Genomic DNA, 17,834 nt, shown 5'->3' on the forward strand with positions numbered 1-17,834 from the left:
AGACGTGGAAGCAGCGCGGCTCTTACCAACTATTTCGTGTTCCGCATTGACCGATGACCGCACCGCTGGCGGATAGGAGCCGTCGGCTTCTGTCATCATGGAGTCGCTTAGGCGAATCCAGGGGTGTCATGTCAGATCTCGAGCATGAGAACGAAATCCGCGAAAATGCGATGCACGAACGCGCCGCGAGCGAGGAGCACGACGAATCGGCGGTCGGCCGCACCGGCCCGCTGAACGAAGCGGCGCTCCTCGGGCGCAAGACGCCGCCGTGGCCGGATTCCGCGGCGGCCAATCCCGGTCAGCACGCGCCCGCCGGCAAGCCCGGCACGATGCGCGCATTGGCCGGTCTGCTGTTCGGCCTCGCGCTGCTCGTCGCGGGGAACGGCCTGTTTCAGACGCTGATTCCCTTGCGCATCCTTCAGTCGGGCTATTCGACGTTCGTCACGGGGCTGATCCAGTCGAGCTATTACGCCGGATTCATATTGGGCGCGGTCGTCAATCGGCGGCTGATCGATCGCATCGGTCAGCATCGGACGTTCGTCGCGTTCTCGGCGGCGGCCTCGATTCTCGCGCTCGCTTTCGGCGCGGCGCAGTCGCCCTGGGTGCTGGGCGGCGTGCGACTTCTCACGGGCGTCGCGTTCATGGGCTTGTACACGTCCGTCGAAAGCTGGCTCAACGGCACCGTCGACAACGAGAAGCGCGGCCAGGTATTCGGTCTGTACGCGGCGATCAACTATCTGGCAGTGGGCAGCGGCCAGTTCCTGCTGAATGTGGGCGCGGGGTCCGGCGCGCAGCAGTTCTCGATCAGCGCGGCGCTCTTTGCGGCGGCGGTGTTGCCGGTCACGTTGATGGAAGGCTGGCCGGTGAAAGTGAACGATGCGAATCTCGATCGCGTGCCCGCGCGAAGCTGGGGAGAGAGCCTTCGCGAAATGATGGCCGTGGCGCCGCTCGGCGTGCCGGGCTGCATACTGACCGGCTTCATCTACAGCAACTTCTATGCGCTGATGCCCGTCTATCTGCAACGCTCGGGCTTCACGACGGAGGAACTCGCGACGTTCATGGGCGTTGCGCTGATCGGCGCTTTGCTGCCGCAGTTCCCGATGGGACGGCTGTCTGATCGCATCGACCGGCGGCGTCTGGTTCTATGGACCTCGTTGACATCGGCGGTGTTGAGCCTCGTGCTGTTCTGCCTGGATTTTCGCATCGTCACATGGTGCGCGACGCTGGCTTATGTCGCCGTGACGTTCACGCAATACGGGCTGATCGTGTCGCATGTGCAGGACCGCACGGAGTCGCATCTGCGCGTTGCAGTGTCGGCGATGCTGCTCGTGCTCTTTTCTCTCGGCGGCATGACGGGACCGACGCTGGCATCCGCGTTGATGACGCTCATCGGGCCGAGCGGACTGTTTCTCTTCAATGCGCTGTCGTGCGTATTGCTGGCGCTGAGTGCAAGGCACGCGCTTAGGCTATCCGCGCGGGCGGCCGAATGAAGCTCCCGTTATTTCCGCCCGGTCGTTGCTTCGCTCAGTCATAAACGATAACCTTGATTCGTTCGTGATCCGTCGAATGCTGGTCAACCGGAGACAACCGTCCCGTGAAGCGAGCCTGGTGTTTCTCCTGCATCGTCGCGTTGAGCGCGGTCGTCGGCGGTTGCAACAAGGACGGATCGCAAAAAGCCGCATCGGAAGCGGGTGCATCCGCGAGTCAGGCGGCGAGTCAGCCCGCGTCGGCCGCGAGCGGCGCGGCAGCGGCATCGGGCGCGCAGCCGCACGGCGCGCTCGCTGCCGTCGCCCGCGCGCAGTTGCCCGCGGAAGCCGCCGAAACGCTCCGTCTGATCAAAGCGGGCGGCCCGTTCCCTTTCAGCGAGGACGGCGTCCTGTTCCGCAACAGCGCGACCTTGCTGCCGGAACATCCGCGCGGCTATTACCGTGCATACACGGTTCGCACGCCGGGTTCGGCGGATCGCGGGCAGCGCCGGATCGTATGTGGCGGGCCGCGCAAGCAGACCCGCGACTGTTACTACACCGACGATTACTACTCGAGTTTCAAGCGCATCACCGAGTAATCGAAGACGTAGTCCAATGCGCCCGTTCGATCAAACCGAACGCTTCGCCGTGGCGCGCGAGGTCTTCGCGACTTCGCCGCTCGCATCCAGCACGGCGCCGCCCGTTTCGCGCGCGGCGTCATTCGTCGCATCGGCCAGATTCGTGATGAGCTCGCCGGACGATTGCGCCGCCGTCTGCGCGTCATCGGCGGCGGCGTTCGCCATGTCGCCGAACTTGATGCCATTGCGCTCGTACTGATTGCGCACTTCGCTCAGGATGTCGTCCTGCGTCGATGTGATGATCGACAGCACATGCTGGCCATACGATGCGGCCTTCTGAGGAAACTGCGCCAGCATGACCGATTGCCATCCGAGGACGTCGCCGGCGCCGGCTTCATCGCCTGCGCGCAGAAGCGCATTGCTTTCGTCGATGACCGTGCGAACCGTCTGCACGTTCAGTTCACCGAGCGCCTGCATGCCGCTTGCGAAGCGCCCCGTCATGTTGAGGAATGCCTGCAAATTGGCGCGCGCCAGCGACGGAACCTGATACGCGAAAGAACCGGGATACTGAAACATTGACCGCTCCTTTTCAAAGTCGAATGTAAATCGGTAAAAGGAAATGCGGCGGCCGGACGCGGGCGATTCCGCGCGTTCCTGCACGCGCGGAGTCGATGGGTTTGTACGTTGCGTCTGACCGGCTGACCACGATATGACAGTTACGTGCATATCCGATGAAAATACGGCGAGAAACGCCGATGCCATGCAGCCGTATTTCCCGTCTCAGACGTGAGCGATGCGCGGTGGTTCCCGCTTCAGCCAGTCGCGCAGCGGATCTGGTCCAGCGGGAAGCCGAGTTCGTTGGCGGCGTCTTCGAGGTCGCTCAATGCCTGGCCGAAGACTTCGCCGATTTCTTCCGTGCCGACGAATAACTTTCCCGACCATATGTGTCCCTGCGATGGCGGAATGGCCAGTAGCGTGATCTTGTCGTTGTCGTCGTGCATCGCGGTTTCTCGTGACCCGTGAGAGGAGAAGGCCTTGGTCGATAGCAGATGCATTATCGATCCGGGTGTGGGCCGAAAACTTAGCGGTCGGTCGTCCGTAACCCGTCCTTATGGAACACGACGCGTCGATGCTTTCGCGGAATGCTCGTTGCTGAAAGGAGCACGAGACTTCATTCATCCGAGGCAAGCATGGACGACTCCCAAACCGTCTATATCGGCAGCGAAGATCCGGACTCGCTCGACGCGCGCATTCTGTGCGACGAACGCTCGGCCTATCACGCGGCGCTGACGGGCGAAAGCGGGCAGCAGTGCGTGGCCGATGACGATCTGCGGAGCATCCGCGCGCGCTACGTGGTGGCGCGCAACGCGATGGGCGAAGCAATGGGATGCGGCGCGATCCGGCGGCAGAGCTATCACGCCGCCGAACTGATGCGGCTCTACGTTCGCCCGCAGTATCGCGGGCTGGAAGCGATCATCCTGTCGTATCTCGAAGAGGAAGCGCGTCTGCTCGGCTATCACACCGTCTGCGTCGTGACGACGCCGGGCGAGTCGAATGCATCGCGCTTTTGCGAAGCCAGCGGGTATCGCCGCACGCCGGCCGATGAGCGCGGCGCCGTGTGCTTCGAAAAAACGCTGCTCGATTCCGTCTGACTTTCAAAAGATGCATGCGGCATGCCGGTTGCTTTGCCGGTGAGCGCACATGCGCAACGCAAGCGCGAGCGGCGTAAATCGCGCAACCGGGAGGGAATCGTGGACGAACAGAAGGAGCAGGACCGCATCCGTCGACGTGCGTATGAGATCTGGGAGCGCGAAGGCAGTCCGGATGGTCGCGCCGAAGAGTTCTGGCAACAGGCGCAGGCGTCGATCGAAGCAGAGGATGGGCCGGATCAGTCCGGGCGCGAAGCCGAGGCACACGGCGACGCGACGATCAAGTAGCGTCGCGTCGCAAGCGCGCGCTCATTTCAGCAACGTCATCTGCAGCACCTTGAAGATCACGAGCCCGACGGCGATCACCAGATAGCCGCGCAGCACGCCCATCCAGATGCGCGTGGCGAGCGTCATTTTCTGCGGGGCGAGCGTGTCGAGCGGCGGCATGCGCCATGTGTCGCGTTGCGCGCGATCGACTCTCGTGTGCGTTGCTTGCGCCGTCTTCGTGGTCTGTGCAAAGGCGCCCACGCGACGCAGCAGCACGCTCGCCGCGAAGCCGGCGATCGCCAGAACGGTGCCGCCGGCGAGCACGCCGATGATCGTCTCGCCGCTGATGTCCGGATACATCACGGCGGCCGTCAGGATGATCGACAGCATCACGAGCACCCAGATGACCGAGCCCGTGAACAGGTTCAGCTTCTTCGAGTTGACCCACGGACCGAGCACGGCGCGGTCGTTGCAAAGCAGCAGCAGGAACACGGTCGCGCTCGGCAGCAGCACGCCCGCGAGCGTCTGCACCGCTTCGGTCAGCAGGCCGAGCGGGCTGCCCGGAATCAGCACGATCGCGGCCGCGAGCGCGACGATGCCGAAGTAGACCAGATAAAAGCCCTTCGCGTCGGTCACGCCGCGATGCAGCGAGTGCCGGATCTTGAAGACGTCGCCGATGGCGTACGCGGTCGACAGCGACACGGCCGCGGCGCCGATGATGCTCGCGTCGAGCAGCGCGACCGCGAACAGCGTCGCGCTCGTGCGGCCCGCGTACTTTTCGAGGCCGGCGATGACGCCGCCGGCATCGGTGAAGCTGCCGAACTCGGGATGCCCGGCGAACAGCGCCGCGGTGAAGCTCATCATCGCGACCGAGCCGATCAGCACGAACGCAATGCCGATCCACAAATCGGCCTTCTCGTACTTCATGAAGCGCGGCGTGATGCGCTTGTCGATCACGTAGCTCTGCTGGAAAAAGAGCTGCCACGGCGCGACCGTCGTGCCGACGATGCCGATCACGAGCAGCATCACGTCCGACAGCTTCGCGTGCGCGGGCCAGTTGGGCACGAGAAAATCGCGCGTCATCTGCGACACCGGCGGATGTATCGCGACGAGCACCGGCACGAGCACGAGGCTCAGCACGCATAGCACGACCGCGAAGCGCTCGAAGCGGCGGAAGTCGCCGGTGCTGACGGCGGCCATCGTCAGCGCGGCCGCGACGCAGACGCCCGCGACCTTGGGCAGCCCGAAAAAATCGAGCACGAACGTGATGCCGATGAACTCGGTGACGATCGTCAGCGCGTTGAGCAGGAACAGATCGATGACGCTGAACGCGCCCCAGAACTTGCCGAAGCGCTGGAAGATCAGCCGCGCATGGCCGACGCCCGTCACTGCGCCCAGACGCAGCACCATCTCCTGATTCACGTACAGCACGGGCACGAGCAGCAGCATGGTCCAGAGCAAGCTCGTGCCGTAGTTCTGGCCCGCCTGCGTGTAGGTGCCGAACGCGCCTGCATCGTTGTCGCCGACCATCACGATGAGGCCCGGCCCGAGTATCGCGAGAAGCGTGCGCAAACGCGCCCGCCAAGACCCGCGCGGCGCCGTGTCGTGATGCGCGATCGAGCCGAAGGCGCCGCGAATATCGCCGACGTGCGCATCGTCGAGCACGGCGCTGCGTGGCGGGACGCCCGGTGGAGAGACGTTGGTTGGCGTGGACATGATGCACCCCGTGGCAAATATTGTTTATCTGACTTGACCGCCGTCCGGCCCGCGGATGACCGCATGCGCGCGCTTGGCGACAGGCGCGCGCGCACGGCCGACTGCGAGGCGGCGGCAGAACCAGACGGCGGACGCACGGCGGCATCACGCCATCTGGGGCGGATCGAGGTGCACGTTTGAGTGACTGCGAAGTACTACGGCGCGCACCGCTTGCCTGGGTGACAAACGGCGGCGTTGAAAAGGCGCGGACGTGAGTCGCTCAGGCGGAGATTTCGTTCGAAGGTCGACTACTGCAAGTGTCCAAGGCATTTGCCCAATCGTTGAAGATTGTGGATTTTATGGACCGCTTCAAAACCGCGTCAAGCGATGAATGTCCGTTGCGCGAAAATAATTCCGGCTCGCGTGGCGCTGAAATGTTTGCCCTTGAAGGCACGCGCGCGAACCTTTCAACGCGCGGCGTCGCCGTGCATACGGAAGCGCGGACTTCAAAAACCTCAGGCGCGTTTCGTTTATTCGGTGGATCGCACGCACGAGGCGCGCGACGGATGCGGACCGGGACGGAGGATCGTATGGTGACGGACATTTCGCTGCGCGGCGCTGCGAAGCGCGTCGGCTGAACGCGAGGCCGGTGCGCCGATGGGCAGCAACGATGCCGTAGCGCAGAAGCCGCTCGCGAGCGTCGACACGCCGCTCGGCGACGACCTGCGCTTTCTGAGCCTTTCCGCGTGCGCGGAACTCGGGCGCATGCCACGCATCGAGTTGACGCTCGTCTCGAAGCGCGCGGACCTCGACTTCAGCCGCATCCTCGGCAAGCGCGTGAGCGTGTCGCTCAACGTGCCGAAGGCGAAGCCGCGCGTGTTCGCCGGCTATGTCGTGGGCTTCCGGCAAACCGGCATGCGCGGACGGCTCCATATCTACGAGGCGGCGGTGCGGCCGTGGCTGTGGCTGCTCTCGCGGCGCAGCAATTGCCGCATCTTTCAGAACAAGACGGTCGAAGAGATCGTGAAGGCCGTGTTCGCCGATCCCGTCTACAAAGGGCTCGAATTCGGCGAGATCAAATGGAAGGCGAGCACGCGCGCGCATCCGCCGCGCGAATACTGCGTGCAGTATCGCGAATCGGACTTCAACTTCGTCAGCCGGTTGCTCGAAGACGAAGGCATCTACTACTGGTTTCAGGACAAGGATGGCAAGGAGTCGCTGATCCTGACCGATACGCTCGCCGCGCACGAGAGCGTCGCGGGCTGCGAATCGCTGCCGTACGGCGCGGTGCAGGCGGCGGCGCCCGACATCGAATTCGTCAGCGAGTGGCGCACGCATCACGCGATCGAAACGCATAACTGGCTGCTCACCGATTACGACTTCAAGCACCCGTCGCGGCCGCTGCAGAAGCAGGCCGCGAAGCACATGCAGGGCTTCGACGCGTTCTCCGGGCTCGAACATTTCGACTATCCGGGCGGCTATGTGGAAGCGGATCACGGCGAGAGCCGCGCGAAGTCGCGTGCGGACGAATGGCGCATCGAAGGCAGCGTGCCCGACGATCCCGGCATCAACTGGCATCAGGTCGAGGCGCGCACCAACAGCAAGAACGTGCGCGCGGGCGCGCTGCTCAAGCTGACGCGGCATCCGCGCGCGGACCAGAACACGCAATATCTCGTGACGCGCACGCGTTACGAGATCGAACTCGCCGATTACGAAGCCTTCGACGGCGCGCAGGCGAATCGCTGCGAATGCTGGTTCTCCGCGATCGACGCGAAGCAGGCGTTCGCGCCCGCCCGCACGGCGCGCAAGCCGTTCGTGCAGGGACCGCAGACGGCGGTCGTGGTCGGGCCGGGCGGCGACGAAATCTACACCGATCAATATGGCCGCGTGAAAGTGCAGTTTTTCTGGGACCGGCAGGGCAAGCGCGACGAGAACAGTTCGTGCTGGATCCGCGTATCGCAGCCTTGGGCGGGGAAGGGCTGGGGCGCCATCGCGATTCCGCGCATGGGCCAGGAAGTGATCGTCGATTTTCTCGAAGGCGATCCCGACCGGCCGATCATCACGGGACGCGTCTACAACGCCGAACAGATGCCGCCGTACGATCTGCCCGCGAACATGACGCAGTCGGGCATCAAGAGCCGGTCGAGCAAGGGCGGAAGCGGCGCGAACTGCAACGAACTGCGTTTCGAGGACAAGAAGGGCGCCGAGCAGGTGCTCATTCATGCCGAGAAGAATCAGGACATCGAAGTCGAGAACGACGAGACGCACTGGGTCGGGCATGACCGCAAGAAGAACATCGATCACGACGAAACGACGGTCGTCAAGCACGACCGCACCGAAACCGTGGGCAACAACGAGAAGATCGACGTCGTGATGAACCGCACGGAAACGGTCGGCGTGAACGAGAGCATCACGATCGGCGCGAACCGCACCAAGACCGTGAAGGCGAGCGAGACCGCGACGGTTCTCCTGCAACGCACGCACAGCGTGGGCATCAACGAGACGATTACCGTCGGCGCGGCGCAGGAGGTGACGATCGGCGCGTTCCAGGTGGTGACGGTCGGCGCGTATCACACGGAGACGATCGGTGCGAGTCAGACGGTCAGCGTCGGCTCCGGCCAGACCGTCACGGTGGGTTCGGATCAGACCGTGAGCGTCGGCGGCAACCAGGCGACGAGCGTAACGGGCGATCAGTCGCTCAGCGTCGGCGGCGGGCAGACGGTGTCGGTCGCGAAGGACGCGAGCGAGTCGATCGACGGCGCGCAGTCGAGCACGGTGGCGAAAGGGCGCACGACGTCCGTCGGCGAGGATGACGCGCTCAAGGTGGGCAAGAACCTCACGATCAACGCGGACGAATCGATCAGTCTCGTTACGGGCGATGCCAGCATCGTCATGAAGAAGGACGGCACGATCCAGATCAAGGGCAAGGACATCAGCGTCAAGGGCAGCGGCAAGATCAGCGTGACGGCGGATAGCGACATCGTGATGAAGGGAAGCAAGATTCTTCAGAACTAGCGCGCCATGGTTCCCGTTTCGAACGGCGATGCGATGACCGTTCGACATGGCCCGACACGACCGGCCTTCCCGCGTCCGGCAAGTCTTATATAAGACATAAGACATAAGACGTTTGACGCAACGCAGCGTCGCAATTAGAATAGCGGGCAACGCAGTGCCCAGAACATCCCGGCTTGTTTGCAAAGCCTTCACTGAAACGCAAAGGCAACGGTCCCCCCATGCTGGAAAACTTTCGTGCTCATGTAGCCGCGCGCGCCGCGCTCGGCATTCCTCCGCTGCCGCTGACGGCGCAGCAGACCGCCGAACTGGTCGAGCTGCTGACGAACCCGCCCGCAGGCGAAGAGCAGGCTCTGCTCGATCTCATCACCAACCGCGTGCCCGCCGGTGTGGACGAAGCCGCGCGCGTCAAGGCGGGCTTTCTTGCCGCCGTGGCCAAGGGCGAGACCGCCTGCGCGCTGATCTCGCGCGCGCGCGCCACTGAGCTGCTCGGCACGATGCTGGGCGGCTACAACATTCAGCCGCTGATCGAATTGCTCTCCGACGCCGAAGTCGGCACGGTGGCAGCGAACGCGCTGAAGAAAACCCTGCTGATGTTCGACCAGTTCCACGACGTCAAGGAACTGGCCGACAAGGGCAATGCCAACGCGCGCGCCGTGCTGCAAAGCTGGGCCGACGCCGAATGGTTCACGAGCCGTCCGGAAGTGCCGCAGAGCCTGACCATCACCGTGTTCAAGGTGACGGGCGAAACCAACACCGACGACCTCTCGCCCGCGCCGGACGCCACCACGCGCCCCGACATCCCGCTGCATGCGCTCGCCATGCTGAAGAACGCGCGTCCCGGCATCACGCCGGAAGAAGACGGCAAGCGCGGTCCGGTCAAGTTCATCGAATCGCTGAAAGAGAAGGGCCATCTGGTCGCGTATGTGGGCGACGTGGTCGGCACGGGTTCGTCGCGCAAATCGGCCACCAACTCGGTGCTGTGGTTCACGGGCGAAGACATTCCGTTCATCCCGAACAAGCGTTTCGGCGGCGTGTGCCTGGGCGGCAAGATCGCGCCGATCTTCTACAACACGATGGAAGATGCCGGCGCACTGCCGATCGAACTCGACGTGTCGAAGATGGAAATGGGCGACGTCGTCGAACTGCGTCCGTACGAGGGCAAGGCGCTGAAGAACGGCGAAGTGATCGCCGAGTTCCAGGTCAAGTCCGACGTGCTGTTCGACGAAGTGCGCGCCGGCGGCCGCATTCCGCTGATCATCGGCCGCGGACTGACGGCGAAGGCGCGTGAAGCGCTGGGTCTGGCTCCGTCGACGCTGTTCCGCCTGCCGCAGCAGCCGGCTGACAGCGGCCGTGGCTTCTCGCTCGCCCAGAAGATGGTCGGCCGCGCGTGCGGTCTGCCGGAAGGCCAAGGCGTGCGTCCGGGCACGTATTGCGAACCGAAGATGACCTCGGTCGGCTCGCAGGACACCACCGGCCCGATGACCCGCGACGAACTGAAAGACCTGGCGTGCCTCGGCTTCTCGGCCGACCTCGTGATGCAGTCGTTCTGCCACACGGCGGCTTATCCGAAGCCCGTCGACGTGAAGACGCATCAAACGCTGCCGAACTTCATCAGCAACCGTGGCGGCATCGCGCTGCGTCCGGGCGACGGCGTGATCCACTCGTGGCTGAACCGCATGCTGCTGCCGGACACCGTCGGCACCGGCGGCGACTCGCACACGCGCTTCCCGATCGGCATCAGCTTCCCGGCGGGCTCGGGTCTCGTCGCCTTCGCGGCCGCCACCGGCACGATGCCGCTCGACATGCCGGAGTCGGTGCTCGTGCGCTTCAAGGGCAAGATGCAGCCGGGCGTCACGCTGCGCGATCTCGTCAACGCGATCCCGCTGTACGCGATCAAGGCGGGCACGCTGACCGTGGCCAAGCAGGGCAAGAAGAACATTTTCTCGGGCCGCATCCTCGAGATCGAAGGTCTGCCGGATCTGAAGGTCGAGCAGGCGTTCGAACTGTCGGATGCATCCGCCGAGCGTTCGGCCGCCGGTTGCACGGTGCATCTGAACAAGGAACCGATCATCGAGTACCTCAACAGCAACATCACGCTGCTGAAGTGGATGATCGCGCAGGGCTATCAGGACCCGCGCAGCCTGCAGCGCCGCATCAAGGCTATGGAAGCATGGCTCGCCGATCCGCAACTGCTGCAACCGGATGCGGATGCCGAATACGCCGCCGTCATCGAAATCGATCTGGCAGACGTTCACGAGCCGATCGTGGCCTGCCCGAACGATCCGGACGACGTGAAGACGCTGTCGGACGTGGCCGGCGCGAAGATCGACGAGGTGTTCATCGGTTCGTGCATGACGAACATCGGTCACTTCCGCGCGGCGTCCAAGCTGCTTGAAGGCAAGCGCGACATTCCCGTCAAGCTGTGGGTCGCGCCGCCGACCAAGATGGACCAGAAGCAACTGACGGAGGAAGGTCACTACGGCGTGTTCGGCACGGCGGGCGCGCGCACCGAAATGCCGGGCTGCTCGCTGTGCATGGGCAATCAGGCGCAGGTGCGCGAAGGCGCGACGGTTATGTCGACGTCGACGCGCAACTTCCCGAATCGTCTCGGCAAGAACACGAACGTGTATCTCGGCTCGGCGGAATTGGCGGCCATCTGCTCGCGTCTGGGCAGGATTCCGACGAAGGAAGAGTACATGGCCGACATGGGCGTGCTCAACGCCAATGGCGACAAGATCTATCAGTACATGAACTTCGACCAGATCGAAGACTTCAAGGAAGTCGCCGACACCGTGCAGATGTAAGCGTGCTGTCGGGCTACGGCGAGCGGTTTCGTCGTAGCGTCGCGCAATGGCGCCGCGGGCTGAACGCCCGCGGCGCTTTTTTTTTGCGCGAGGGTCGTCGAATGGATTACCTCATATGTGCGCGCCCGTTTTCTACGCGCGTTCACTTCTTCGCCCCGTATGTCGGCGACGCCAGAGTTTCATGATGACCTTATAGGCGACGATGGCCACAAGCAGGTCGAGCGCCGCCATAGAGAACACGTAAAGACCATCATAGTCACGGACACCGAGCCAGTCGGAGACACCGATTAATATTTCCTGTTGCCGCAGCGTCAGCGGCGTCGGATAGGTATGTACGTAGCGAGTCGCGAGCAGAAATAGCCCAATAAACAGCGCGGATTTCAGCGAAAGGATCGCCACCCTACGGGCAAGTGTTGCCAATGGTAATCACCTCGATTACGCCATATGCGCGTAAGCCGGTGGCACCGACGGGCACTGTTGGCGATTGCAAGAGAGCCTGCCGCAGCCTTTGAAAATCCGCAACGCTTTGAAGCGTAATGCAGCCGAACGACACACCCGAACCGCCGATCGGATGAAGGCGAAAGTTCCCTCTATTAACGCCGTTCACCCAAGTCCAATCATCGATCAGTCCGTCATCGCGGTAGAGTGCGAACCATTCGCCGTGATATGACGGACGTCCGGCCACAGTATTCAACGTATCCTTGGCCCATGCATATAACTGCGAGCCAATCCCGCCAGTAGGTCTATCGACGATCCAGTAACGACCGGAAGGGATCGGGCCTTTATCGACCACCGCCGTGCAGCCCCCCCGATTGCGATAGGCTTTATCGCCGGAAAACGCCTGAAACGCCCCGACACCAGCCATGACAAGCGTCAGCATCGGCGCATTATCGACCACGAACTTTCCCCGCAGAGCCATCTCGTTCCCCCGAGCCTAGCGTTCCGTCCACGCGTCGGAGAACTTGATGTTGCCGTCCAGGTAGTGCCAGGTGATGTTGTCATACATGAGCGATACGGCCTCGACGTGATTGAGCGGGCTCATGCTGGCGATCTTCGTGTTCGCGAAACCGGGATGAACGCCGGCCACTTTCACGCCCTCGAGCAGCATCGTGAAGTAGTTTTCCTCCCGGCCCGCGTCATTGATCCGATAGAACCTGATCTCGGCAGATCGAAGGGTTTGCCCTTTGGCAACCGCTTTGTACAGATACGGGCTGGCCGCATCGAACTCTTTTTCGATCGACATGGGCGCGTGTATGCGCGTGCCGGTAATCCTGCCGGCGTTGCCATCGACCGGAAGCGTCAGGCCGTGTCCAAAGCCGATGATCTCGATGCTGCCCTCGCGCCCTTGCACGGAGACACTGCCCTTGATCGGCGAACCGCCATCGTCCTTCAGCCACATGTATGCGGGAATCGGCATGGTTGTTTCGCTTAATTCGTTGGGAAGCCGAAACAATGGAGTAAGACACATCAACAGCGCAATACGCTTTTTCTTAACAAGGTCGATTGAGTGGCGAAGTAGACAGCGCATGATTTTGTCGCCGTCGCGGACGAAAACGAGCCGCCCCGATATCATCCCCAATCCATCAGCCCAACCCTGCCGACATCCATGGAAAAAGCTTTCAGCGACGCCGATCGCGAAGCCGTCTACCGCGCGATCCGCGAGCGTCGCGACATGCGTCACTTCGTCGGCGATCCGGTGTCGCCGCACGTCATGCAGCGCCTCATCGACGCCGCGCTGCACGCGCCGAGCGTCGGCTTCATGCAGCCGTGGCGCATCCTGCGCATTACCTGCGCGAACCTACGCGCGCGGTTGCGCGATGCGGTCGAACGTGAACGCGTGCTGACCGCCGATGCGCTCGGCGAACGCCGCGATTCGTTCATGCGGCTCAAGGTGGAAGGATTGCGCGAGTGCGCCGAAGTGCTGGTGATGGCGCTGATGGACGGCCGCGAGCATCATGTCTTCGGACGGCGCACGCTGCCCGAGATGGACCTCGCTTCCGTCGCGTGCGCGATCCAGAACATGTGGCTCGCGGCGCGTGCCGAAGGGCTGGGAATGGGCTGGGTCTCGCTGTTCGATCCCGTGGAAGTTGCCGCGCTGCTCGACATGCCCGCCGGCGCGCGGCCCGTGGCCATTCTTTGCGTCGGGCATGTCGAACGCTTCTACGATGCGCCGATGCTCGAAAGCGAGCGTTGGGCGGCGCGCCGTTCGACAGAGGAATGCGTCTTCGAGAATACGTGGCCGTCTCGGAAGGACGGATGAATTTTTTCGCGATATCTGTCCATCGGCGCACGCCCCGCGCGTCATCGTGATGGCGCCCGGATGATCCGGCCGCATCGACCTTGTGACGGAGGCTCACATGCACTATCTGCTGATGATCTATTCGGACGAAAACCGCTGGAACCAGATGACCGACAGCGAGCGGCAGCAGGGCGTCGCCGCGTATCAGGCGTACACGGAATCGTTGAAGAAGGCGGATGCGCTCGTCGGCGCGAACCGCCTGCAGCACACGAGCACGGCCACGACGGTGCGGCTCGTCGACGGGAAACCGCAAGTGCTCGACGGGCCGTTTTCCGATACGAAGGAGCAGCTCGCCGGCTATTACCTGATCGACGTGCCCAATCTCGACGCGGCGATCGCGTGGGCGTCGCGCTGTCCCGGCGCGGCGCACGGCCTCATGGAAGTGCGTCCGGTGTGGACCGCGCCTTACGATGCGCCATCCGCCGGATGAGCGAGCCCGCTGACGGCGCGAGCGCGGTAGCGGAATTGGTCGCGCGACGCAGCTACGGCAAGCTCGTCGCGCTGCTGGCGATGCGTACGCGCGACGTCGCCGCAGCCGAGGACGCGCTCGCCGACGCGTTCGCGGCCGCGCTCGCGGACTGGCCGAAGCGCGGCTGCCCGGCGAATCCCGAAGCGTGGCTGATGACGGTGGCGCGCCGCCGGGCGATCGACGGCGCGCGCCATCGCCGGGTCGGTGACGACGTCGCGCATCAACTGACGATTCTCTCCGGCGAAATCGACGAGCACGAAGCCGGCGCATTGCCCGACCGGCGGCTCGGGCTGCTGTTCGCGTGCACGCATCCCGCGCTCGAGGCCGCGATCCGCACGCCGCTGATGCTGCAAGTGGTGCTCGGGCTCGAAGCGAAGACGATCGCTTCCGCGTTTCTCATGTCGCCCGCCGCGATGAGCAAACGCCTCGTGCGCGCGAAGAACAAGATCCGCGAAGCCGGCATTCCGTTCAGCGTGCCGGAGCGCGAAGACTTGCCCGGCCGTCTCGACGCGGTGCTCGAAGCCGTGTACGCGGTGTATGCCGAAGGATGGACGGATCCGCTCGGCGGCGATGCCGCGCGGCGCGATCTGACCGGCGAGGCGCTGTTTCTCGCGCATCTGCTCGTCGACTTGCTGCCCGATGAACCGGAGACGCTCGGCCTTCTTGCGCTGATGCTCTACGCCCAGGCGCGATGCGACGCTCGACGCGATGCGGCAGGCGACTACGTGCCGCTGTCGGCTCAGGATCCGTCGACATGGAACGCGCCGATGATCGACGCAGCCGACAGGCTGCTGCGGCGCGCGAACGCTTTCAACGCGATCGGACGGTTTCAGCTGGAGGCCGCGTTGCAGTCGGCGCATGTGCATCGCTGCCGCACGCATCGGCCGAACTGGGACGAGATCGTGCAGCTCTACGATGCGCTGTTCGGGATCGCGGCGTCGCCGGTGGTGGCGGTGAACCGCGCGCTCGCGCTGGCGGAACGCGACGGCGCGCGGGCGGCGCTCGATGCGCTCGCGCCCTACGCGGACGATCCGCGCCTCGCCGACTATCAGCCGTATTGGGCGGCGCGCGCCGATCTGCTCGCTCGCGTCGGCGCGACGGACGAGGCGCTCGCCGCCTACGATCTCGCGATCGGACTGGAGCGCGATCCGGCGGTGCGCCGGTTCTTGCAGCGCAGGCGCGCCGCGGTGTCAGCGGGCGGGCGATGAACCCTCGGTTCCAGGCGTCGCGGGCTGCGCCGCGTTTCGCACATGCGTCAGATCGACCACGTTGGTTCCGTCGCCGTGATCGTATCCATCGATGTGGGGCAGCGCCGGCACGGTGTCGTCCTTCTCCAGCCAGTTGTCGCTCTTGTACGTGGCCGAGCGCGCCTGCATGTAGCCGTAGCGATCCGCGGCGATCGCCTGAAGCTGCGACGCGTCGCGAACGATCACCGGCCTCAGGAAGATCAGAAGGTTCGTCTTCTGCCGGCTTTTCGTCTCGTGCCTGAATAGCGATCCGAGCACCGGAATCTTCGAAAGCCACGGGATTCGGGAATTGCCGTTCGTGTAGTTGTCGCTGATCAGTCCGCCGAGCACGACGATCTGGCCGTCGTCCGCGAGAATGGTCGTCTGCAGCGAGCGCTTGTCGATGCTGTAGCCGCCCGCCTGATCCGCCGTGCCGTTCTGCACGCTCGAATCTTCCTGATAGACCTGCAGCGTCAGCGTTCCGCCCTGATTGATCTGCGGCTTGACGTTCAGCATCACGCCGACATCCTTGCGGTCGTACGTGTTGAACGCCGATACCGATGACGAGCTCGTCGTGTTCGTCGAATAAGACCCGGACTCGATGGGAACATTGGTGCCGACGAGAATGCGCGCCTCGTGATTGTCGAGCGTGACGAGGCTCGGCGTCGACAGCACGTTGACATCCGAGTTCGACTGCAATGCGCGGAACAGGCCCTTGGTGCCGAGGATATTGCCGAATCCCGCGACCAGGCCGACGTTCGTCGTGGTCGCGGCGACGGACTGCAGCCCCGCAGCCGTCAGCCATTCGATGCCGAATTCGCCTTCCTTGTCGGAAGCCACTTCGATGATGAGCGATTCGATATACACCTGAACCTTGCGCTGATCGAGCCGCGCTATCACGGTGGCGAGGTTTCTGAACACCGGTTCGGGCGCGGTGATGATGAGCGAATTCGTGGACACGTCCGCGACGACTTCGCCGCTTCCTTGCTCGTCCTTGTCATCGCCCGAGCGCGATTGCATCCCGCCGAAAGGGCTTTTCGAGGAAGACGCCGACGATGACGTCGCGCTCACCGACGATGCCGAATCCGTGCCGCCCGGCAGCGGCGGCAGCGTGCCGTTGCTGCTCGGAAGCCCCGACGAGCTTTGATTGCCGCCGCCGTTGCCCGAGCCCGATTGCGAATCGCCGCCGCCTGTCTGGCCGAGAATCCGTCGCAGCGTCTTGGCGATATCGGTGGCGTCGGCGTTGCGCAGGCTGACGATATGAATGTTGCCCGGCGCGCGCGTCGGCGTGTCCAGCTTGACGATCAGCGATTCGGCGTCGGACAGCCGCGCGGCGCCGCTCGACCGAAGCACGACCGCGTTGCTTCTCGCGTCCGGCGTGACGACGACCTTCTGCGTCGGATCGCTGTTGCCGATGCCGTTCAGATCCAGCAACTTCTGCGCTTGTTGCGAGACGGCCGTCGCATCCGCGAAATTGAGCTGCACGACCGCGATATGCGGGCTCGACGCCCCTTCGATGCCCGCGATGATCGACGCGATCCTGCGCACGTTATCCGCATAATCGGTCACGATCAGCGTGTTGTTGCTCGGGTTGGCGGCAATCGTGTTGTTCGGGGAAATCAGCGGCCGCAGCGTCGGCAGGATACTGTTCGCGGACTCCCTGCGAAGCTGAAATACCTGCGTGACGATCTGATCGCCCTTCGCGACGGGCTGATTGCCGACATAGGTCGGCACGCCCTGAACCTTCGCTTCCGATTCCGGCACGACCTTGAGTACGCCGTGATCCTGCAATAGCGCGAAGCCCTGCATACGCAATGCGGATTGCAGCGTCTTGAGCGCTTCGTCTTCGGGAACCGGATTCTCGGAGACGAGATCCAGTTGTCCCTTCACGCGCGGATCGACGATGATCGTCTTGCCCGTGGCGAGTCCGATCGCGCGCACGACCTCGTTTATATCGGCATGCGAAAAATTCATCACGACGGCGGCGAACGGCGCACGCGGATACGCAACGAGGAAAGTCATCCCCGCGACGAATGCGGTTCTTGCAAGAGATCGCGACAGGGCGCGGCGAAAACGGTCTTGGATCGGGAGAGTTGTCAAATCGGCGGGCGATGTAGTTGGCTTCAGCGCAGACAGGAAATACACGCAAAAAAGCGCGCTGCGGGGACTATACGTGCCGTTCGATGACTAAAGGACTACAGGTAAGGTTTCGATAGGATTGCAGATCCGTTCAAGGCGCGCGATGACGTTCCACTATCACAAGATGTTTCGCAATCCTTCTTTAGAGCGAAGGCACTCGCACCGATCGACGACACAACCTGTTTCCCGGAGAAATAGTTGGTAAGAAGATCGTCGCGTGCGAGTGC

General features: G+C 63.5%; 17 protein-coding genes. 10 read left to right on the forward strand and 7 right to left on the reverse strand.

The features are described from left to right. Positions 1 to 128: 128 nt before the first annotated feature. Positions 129 to 1,490 (forward strand): MFS transporter, encoded by a 1,362-nt coding sequence (locus tag LDZ23_RS33570; protein WP_008345836.1) that lies wholly within the window; start codon positions 129 to 131, stop codon positions 1,488 to 1,490. A 104-nt stretch (positions 1,491 to 1,594) separates the two neighbouring features. Next, on the forward strand, positions 1,595 to 2,065 hold the full coding sequence (locus LDZ23_RS33575; protein WP_008345834.1) for a ribonuclease: 471 nt from the start codon (positions 1,595 to 1,597) through the stop codon (positions 2,063 to 2,065). Between the two features lie 30 nt (positions 2,066 to 2,095). Here the strand turns inward: LDZ23_RS33575 and LDZ23_RS33580 are convergent, their stop codons facing one another. Both LDZ23_RS33580 and LDZ23_RS33585 read right to left on the reverse strand, forming a co-directional pair. Then, positions 2,096 to 2,620 (reverse strand): phasin family protein, encoded by a 525-nt coding sequence (locus LDZ23_RS33580; RefSeq protein ID WP_008345832.1) that lies wholly within the window; start codon positions 2,618 to 2,620, stop codon positions 2,096 to 2,098. A gap of 236 nt (positions 2,621 to 2,856) precedes the next feature. After that, entirely contained in the window at positions 2,857 to 3,045 is a 189-nt protein-coding gene (locus LDZ23_RS33585) for a hypothetical protein (RefSeq protein WP_008345831.1), read from the reverse strand. 189 nt (positions 3,046 to 3,234) lie between these two features. On the opposite strand from LDZ23_RS33585, the gene LDZ23_RS33590 reads away from it, so the two are divergent. Next, entirely contained in the window at positions 3,235 to 3,696 is a 462-nt protein-coding gene (locus LDZ23_RS33590; RefSeq protein WP_008345829.1) for a GNAT family N-acetyltransferase, read from the forward strand. A gap of 21 nt (positions 3,697 to 3,717) precedes the next feature. Further along, positions 3,718 to 3,981: a DUF2934 domain-containing protein gene (locus LDZ23_RS33595; protein WP_008345827.1), complete on the forward strand. Its 264-nt coding sequence runs from the start codon at positions 3,718 to 3,720 to the stop codon at positions 3,979 to 3,981. A 21-nt stretch (positions 3,982 to 4,002) separates the two neighbouring features. Here LDZ23_RS33595 and LDZ23_RS33600 read toward each other — a convergent pair whose 3' ends face one another. Then, the gene (locus LDZ23_RS33600) at positions 4,003 to 5,676 is read right to left on the reverse strand and encodes an NRAMP family divalent metal transporter (protein WP_008345825.1); all 1,674 of its coding nucleotides are present in this window, start codon (positions 5,674 to 5,676) and stop codon (positions 4,003 to 4,005) included. A 296-nt stretch (positions 5,677 to 5,972) separates the two neighbouring features. Here LDZ23_RS33600 and LDZ23_RS33605 point away from each other — a divergent pair, with 296 nt between their 5' ends. From LDZ23_RS33605 to acnB, 3 genes are all read left to right on the forward strand, one after another. Then, positions 5,973 to 6,293 (forward strand): hypothetical protein, encoded by a 321-nt coding sequence (locus tag LDZ23_RS33605; RefSeq protein ID WP_144403549.1) that lies wholly within the window; start codon positions 5,973 to 5,975, stop codon positions 6,291 to 6,293. A gap of 19 nt (positions 6,294 to 6,312) precedes the next feature. Continuing rightward, positions 6,313 to 8,670 (forward strand): type VI secretion system Vgr family protein, encoded by a 2,358-nt coding sequence (locus tag LDZ23_RS33610; protein WP_008345823.1) that lies wholly within the window; start codon positions 6,313 to 6,315, stop codon positions 8,668 to 8,670. 218 nt (positions 8,671 to 8,888) lie between these two features. After that, positions 8,889 to 11,474, forward strand: a complete 2,586-nt coding sequence (gene acnB, locus LDZ23_RS33615) for a bifunctional aconitate hydratase 2/2-methylisocitrate dehydratase (RefSeq protein WP_008345821.1) — start codon at positions 8,889 to 8,891, stop codon at positions 11,472 to 11,474. A gap of 132 nt (positions 11,475 to 11,606) precedes the next feature. Here the strand turns inward: acnB and LDZ23_RS33620 are convergent, their stop codons facing one another. From LDZ23_RS33620 to LDZ23_RS33630, 3 genes are read right to left on the reverse strand one after another with little or no spacing between them, the layout of a single operon-like run. Then, a complete protein-coding gene (locus tag LDZ23_RS33620) occupies positions 11,607 to 11,894 on the reverse strand; it encodes a hypothetical protein (RefSeq protein ID WP_008345819.1) in 288 nt (95 codons plus the stop codon). Beyond that, the gene (locus tag LDZ23_RS33625; protein WP_008345817.1) at positions 11,875 to 12,393 is read right to left on the reverse strand and encodes a DUF2778 domain-containing protein; all 519 of its coding nucleotides are present in this window, start codon (positions 12,391 to 12,393) and stop codon (positions 11,875 to 11,877) included. Before LDZ23_RS33625 ends, LDZ23_RS33620 begins: the two co-directional genes overlap by 20 nt. A gap of 15 nt (positions 12,394 to 12,408) precedes the next feature. Continuing rightward, positions 12,409 to 12,891: an Hcp family type VI secretion system effector gene (locus tag LDZ23_RS33630; protein WP_008345816.1), complete on the reverse strand. Its 483-nt coding sequence runs from the start codon at positions 12,889 to 12,891 to the stop codon at positions 12,409 to 12,411. Positions 12,892 to 13,080: 189 nt separating this feature from the next. On the opposite strand from LDZ23_RS33630, the gene bluB reads away from it, so the two are divergent. The 3 genes from bluB to LDZ23_RS33645 all read left to right on the forward strand — a co-directional run bounded on the left by bluB (position 13,081) and on the right by LDZ23_RS33645 (position 15,450). Further along, a complete protein-coding gene (gene bluB, locus LDZ23_RS33635) occupies positions 13,081 to 13,734 on the forward strand; it encodes a 5,6-dimethylbenzimidazole synthase (RefSeq protein WP_008345813.1) in 654 nt (217 codons plus the stop codon). Positions 13,735 to 13,831: 97 nt separating this feature from the next. Further along, positions 13,832 to 14,203, forward strand: a complete 372-nt coding sequence (locus tag LDZ23_RS33640) for a YciI family protein (protein ID WP_008345811.1) — start codon at positions 13,832 to 13,834, stop codon at positions 14,201 to 14,203. Next, entirely contained in the window at positions 14,200 to 15,450 is a 1,251-nt protein-coding gene (locus LDZ23_RS33645; protein WP_008345809.1) for an RNA polymerase sigma factor, read from the forward strand. Before LDZ23_RS33640 ends, LDZ23_RS33645 begins: the two co-directional genes overlap by 4 nt. Here LDZ23_RS33645 and LDZ23_RS33650 read toward each other — a convergent pair. Continuing rightward, positions 15,433 to 17,490: a secretin GspD/PilQ domain-containing protein gene (locus LDZ23_RS33650; protein ID WP_008345808.1), complete on the reverse strand. Its 2,058-nt coding sequence runs from the start codon at positions 17,488 to 17,490 to the stop codon at positions 15,433 to 15,435. The genes LDZ23_RS33645 and LDZ23_RS33650 overlap by 18 nt on opposite strands. Between the last annotated feature and the right edge of the window lie 344 nt (positions 17,491 to 17,834).

The organism is Caballeronia zhejiangensis, assembly GCF_022879815.1.
Lineage (GTDB): Bacteria > Pseudomonadota > Gammaproteobacteria > Burkholderiales > Burkholderiaceae > Caballeronia > Caballeronia zhejiangensis.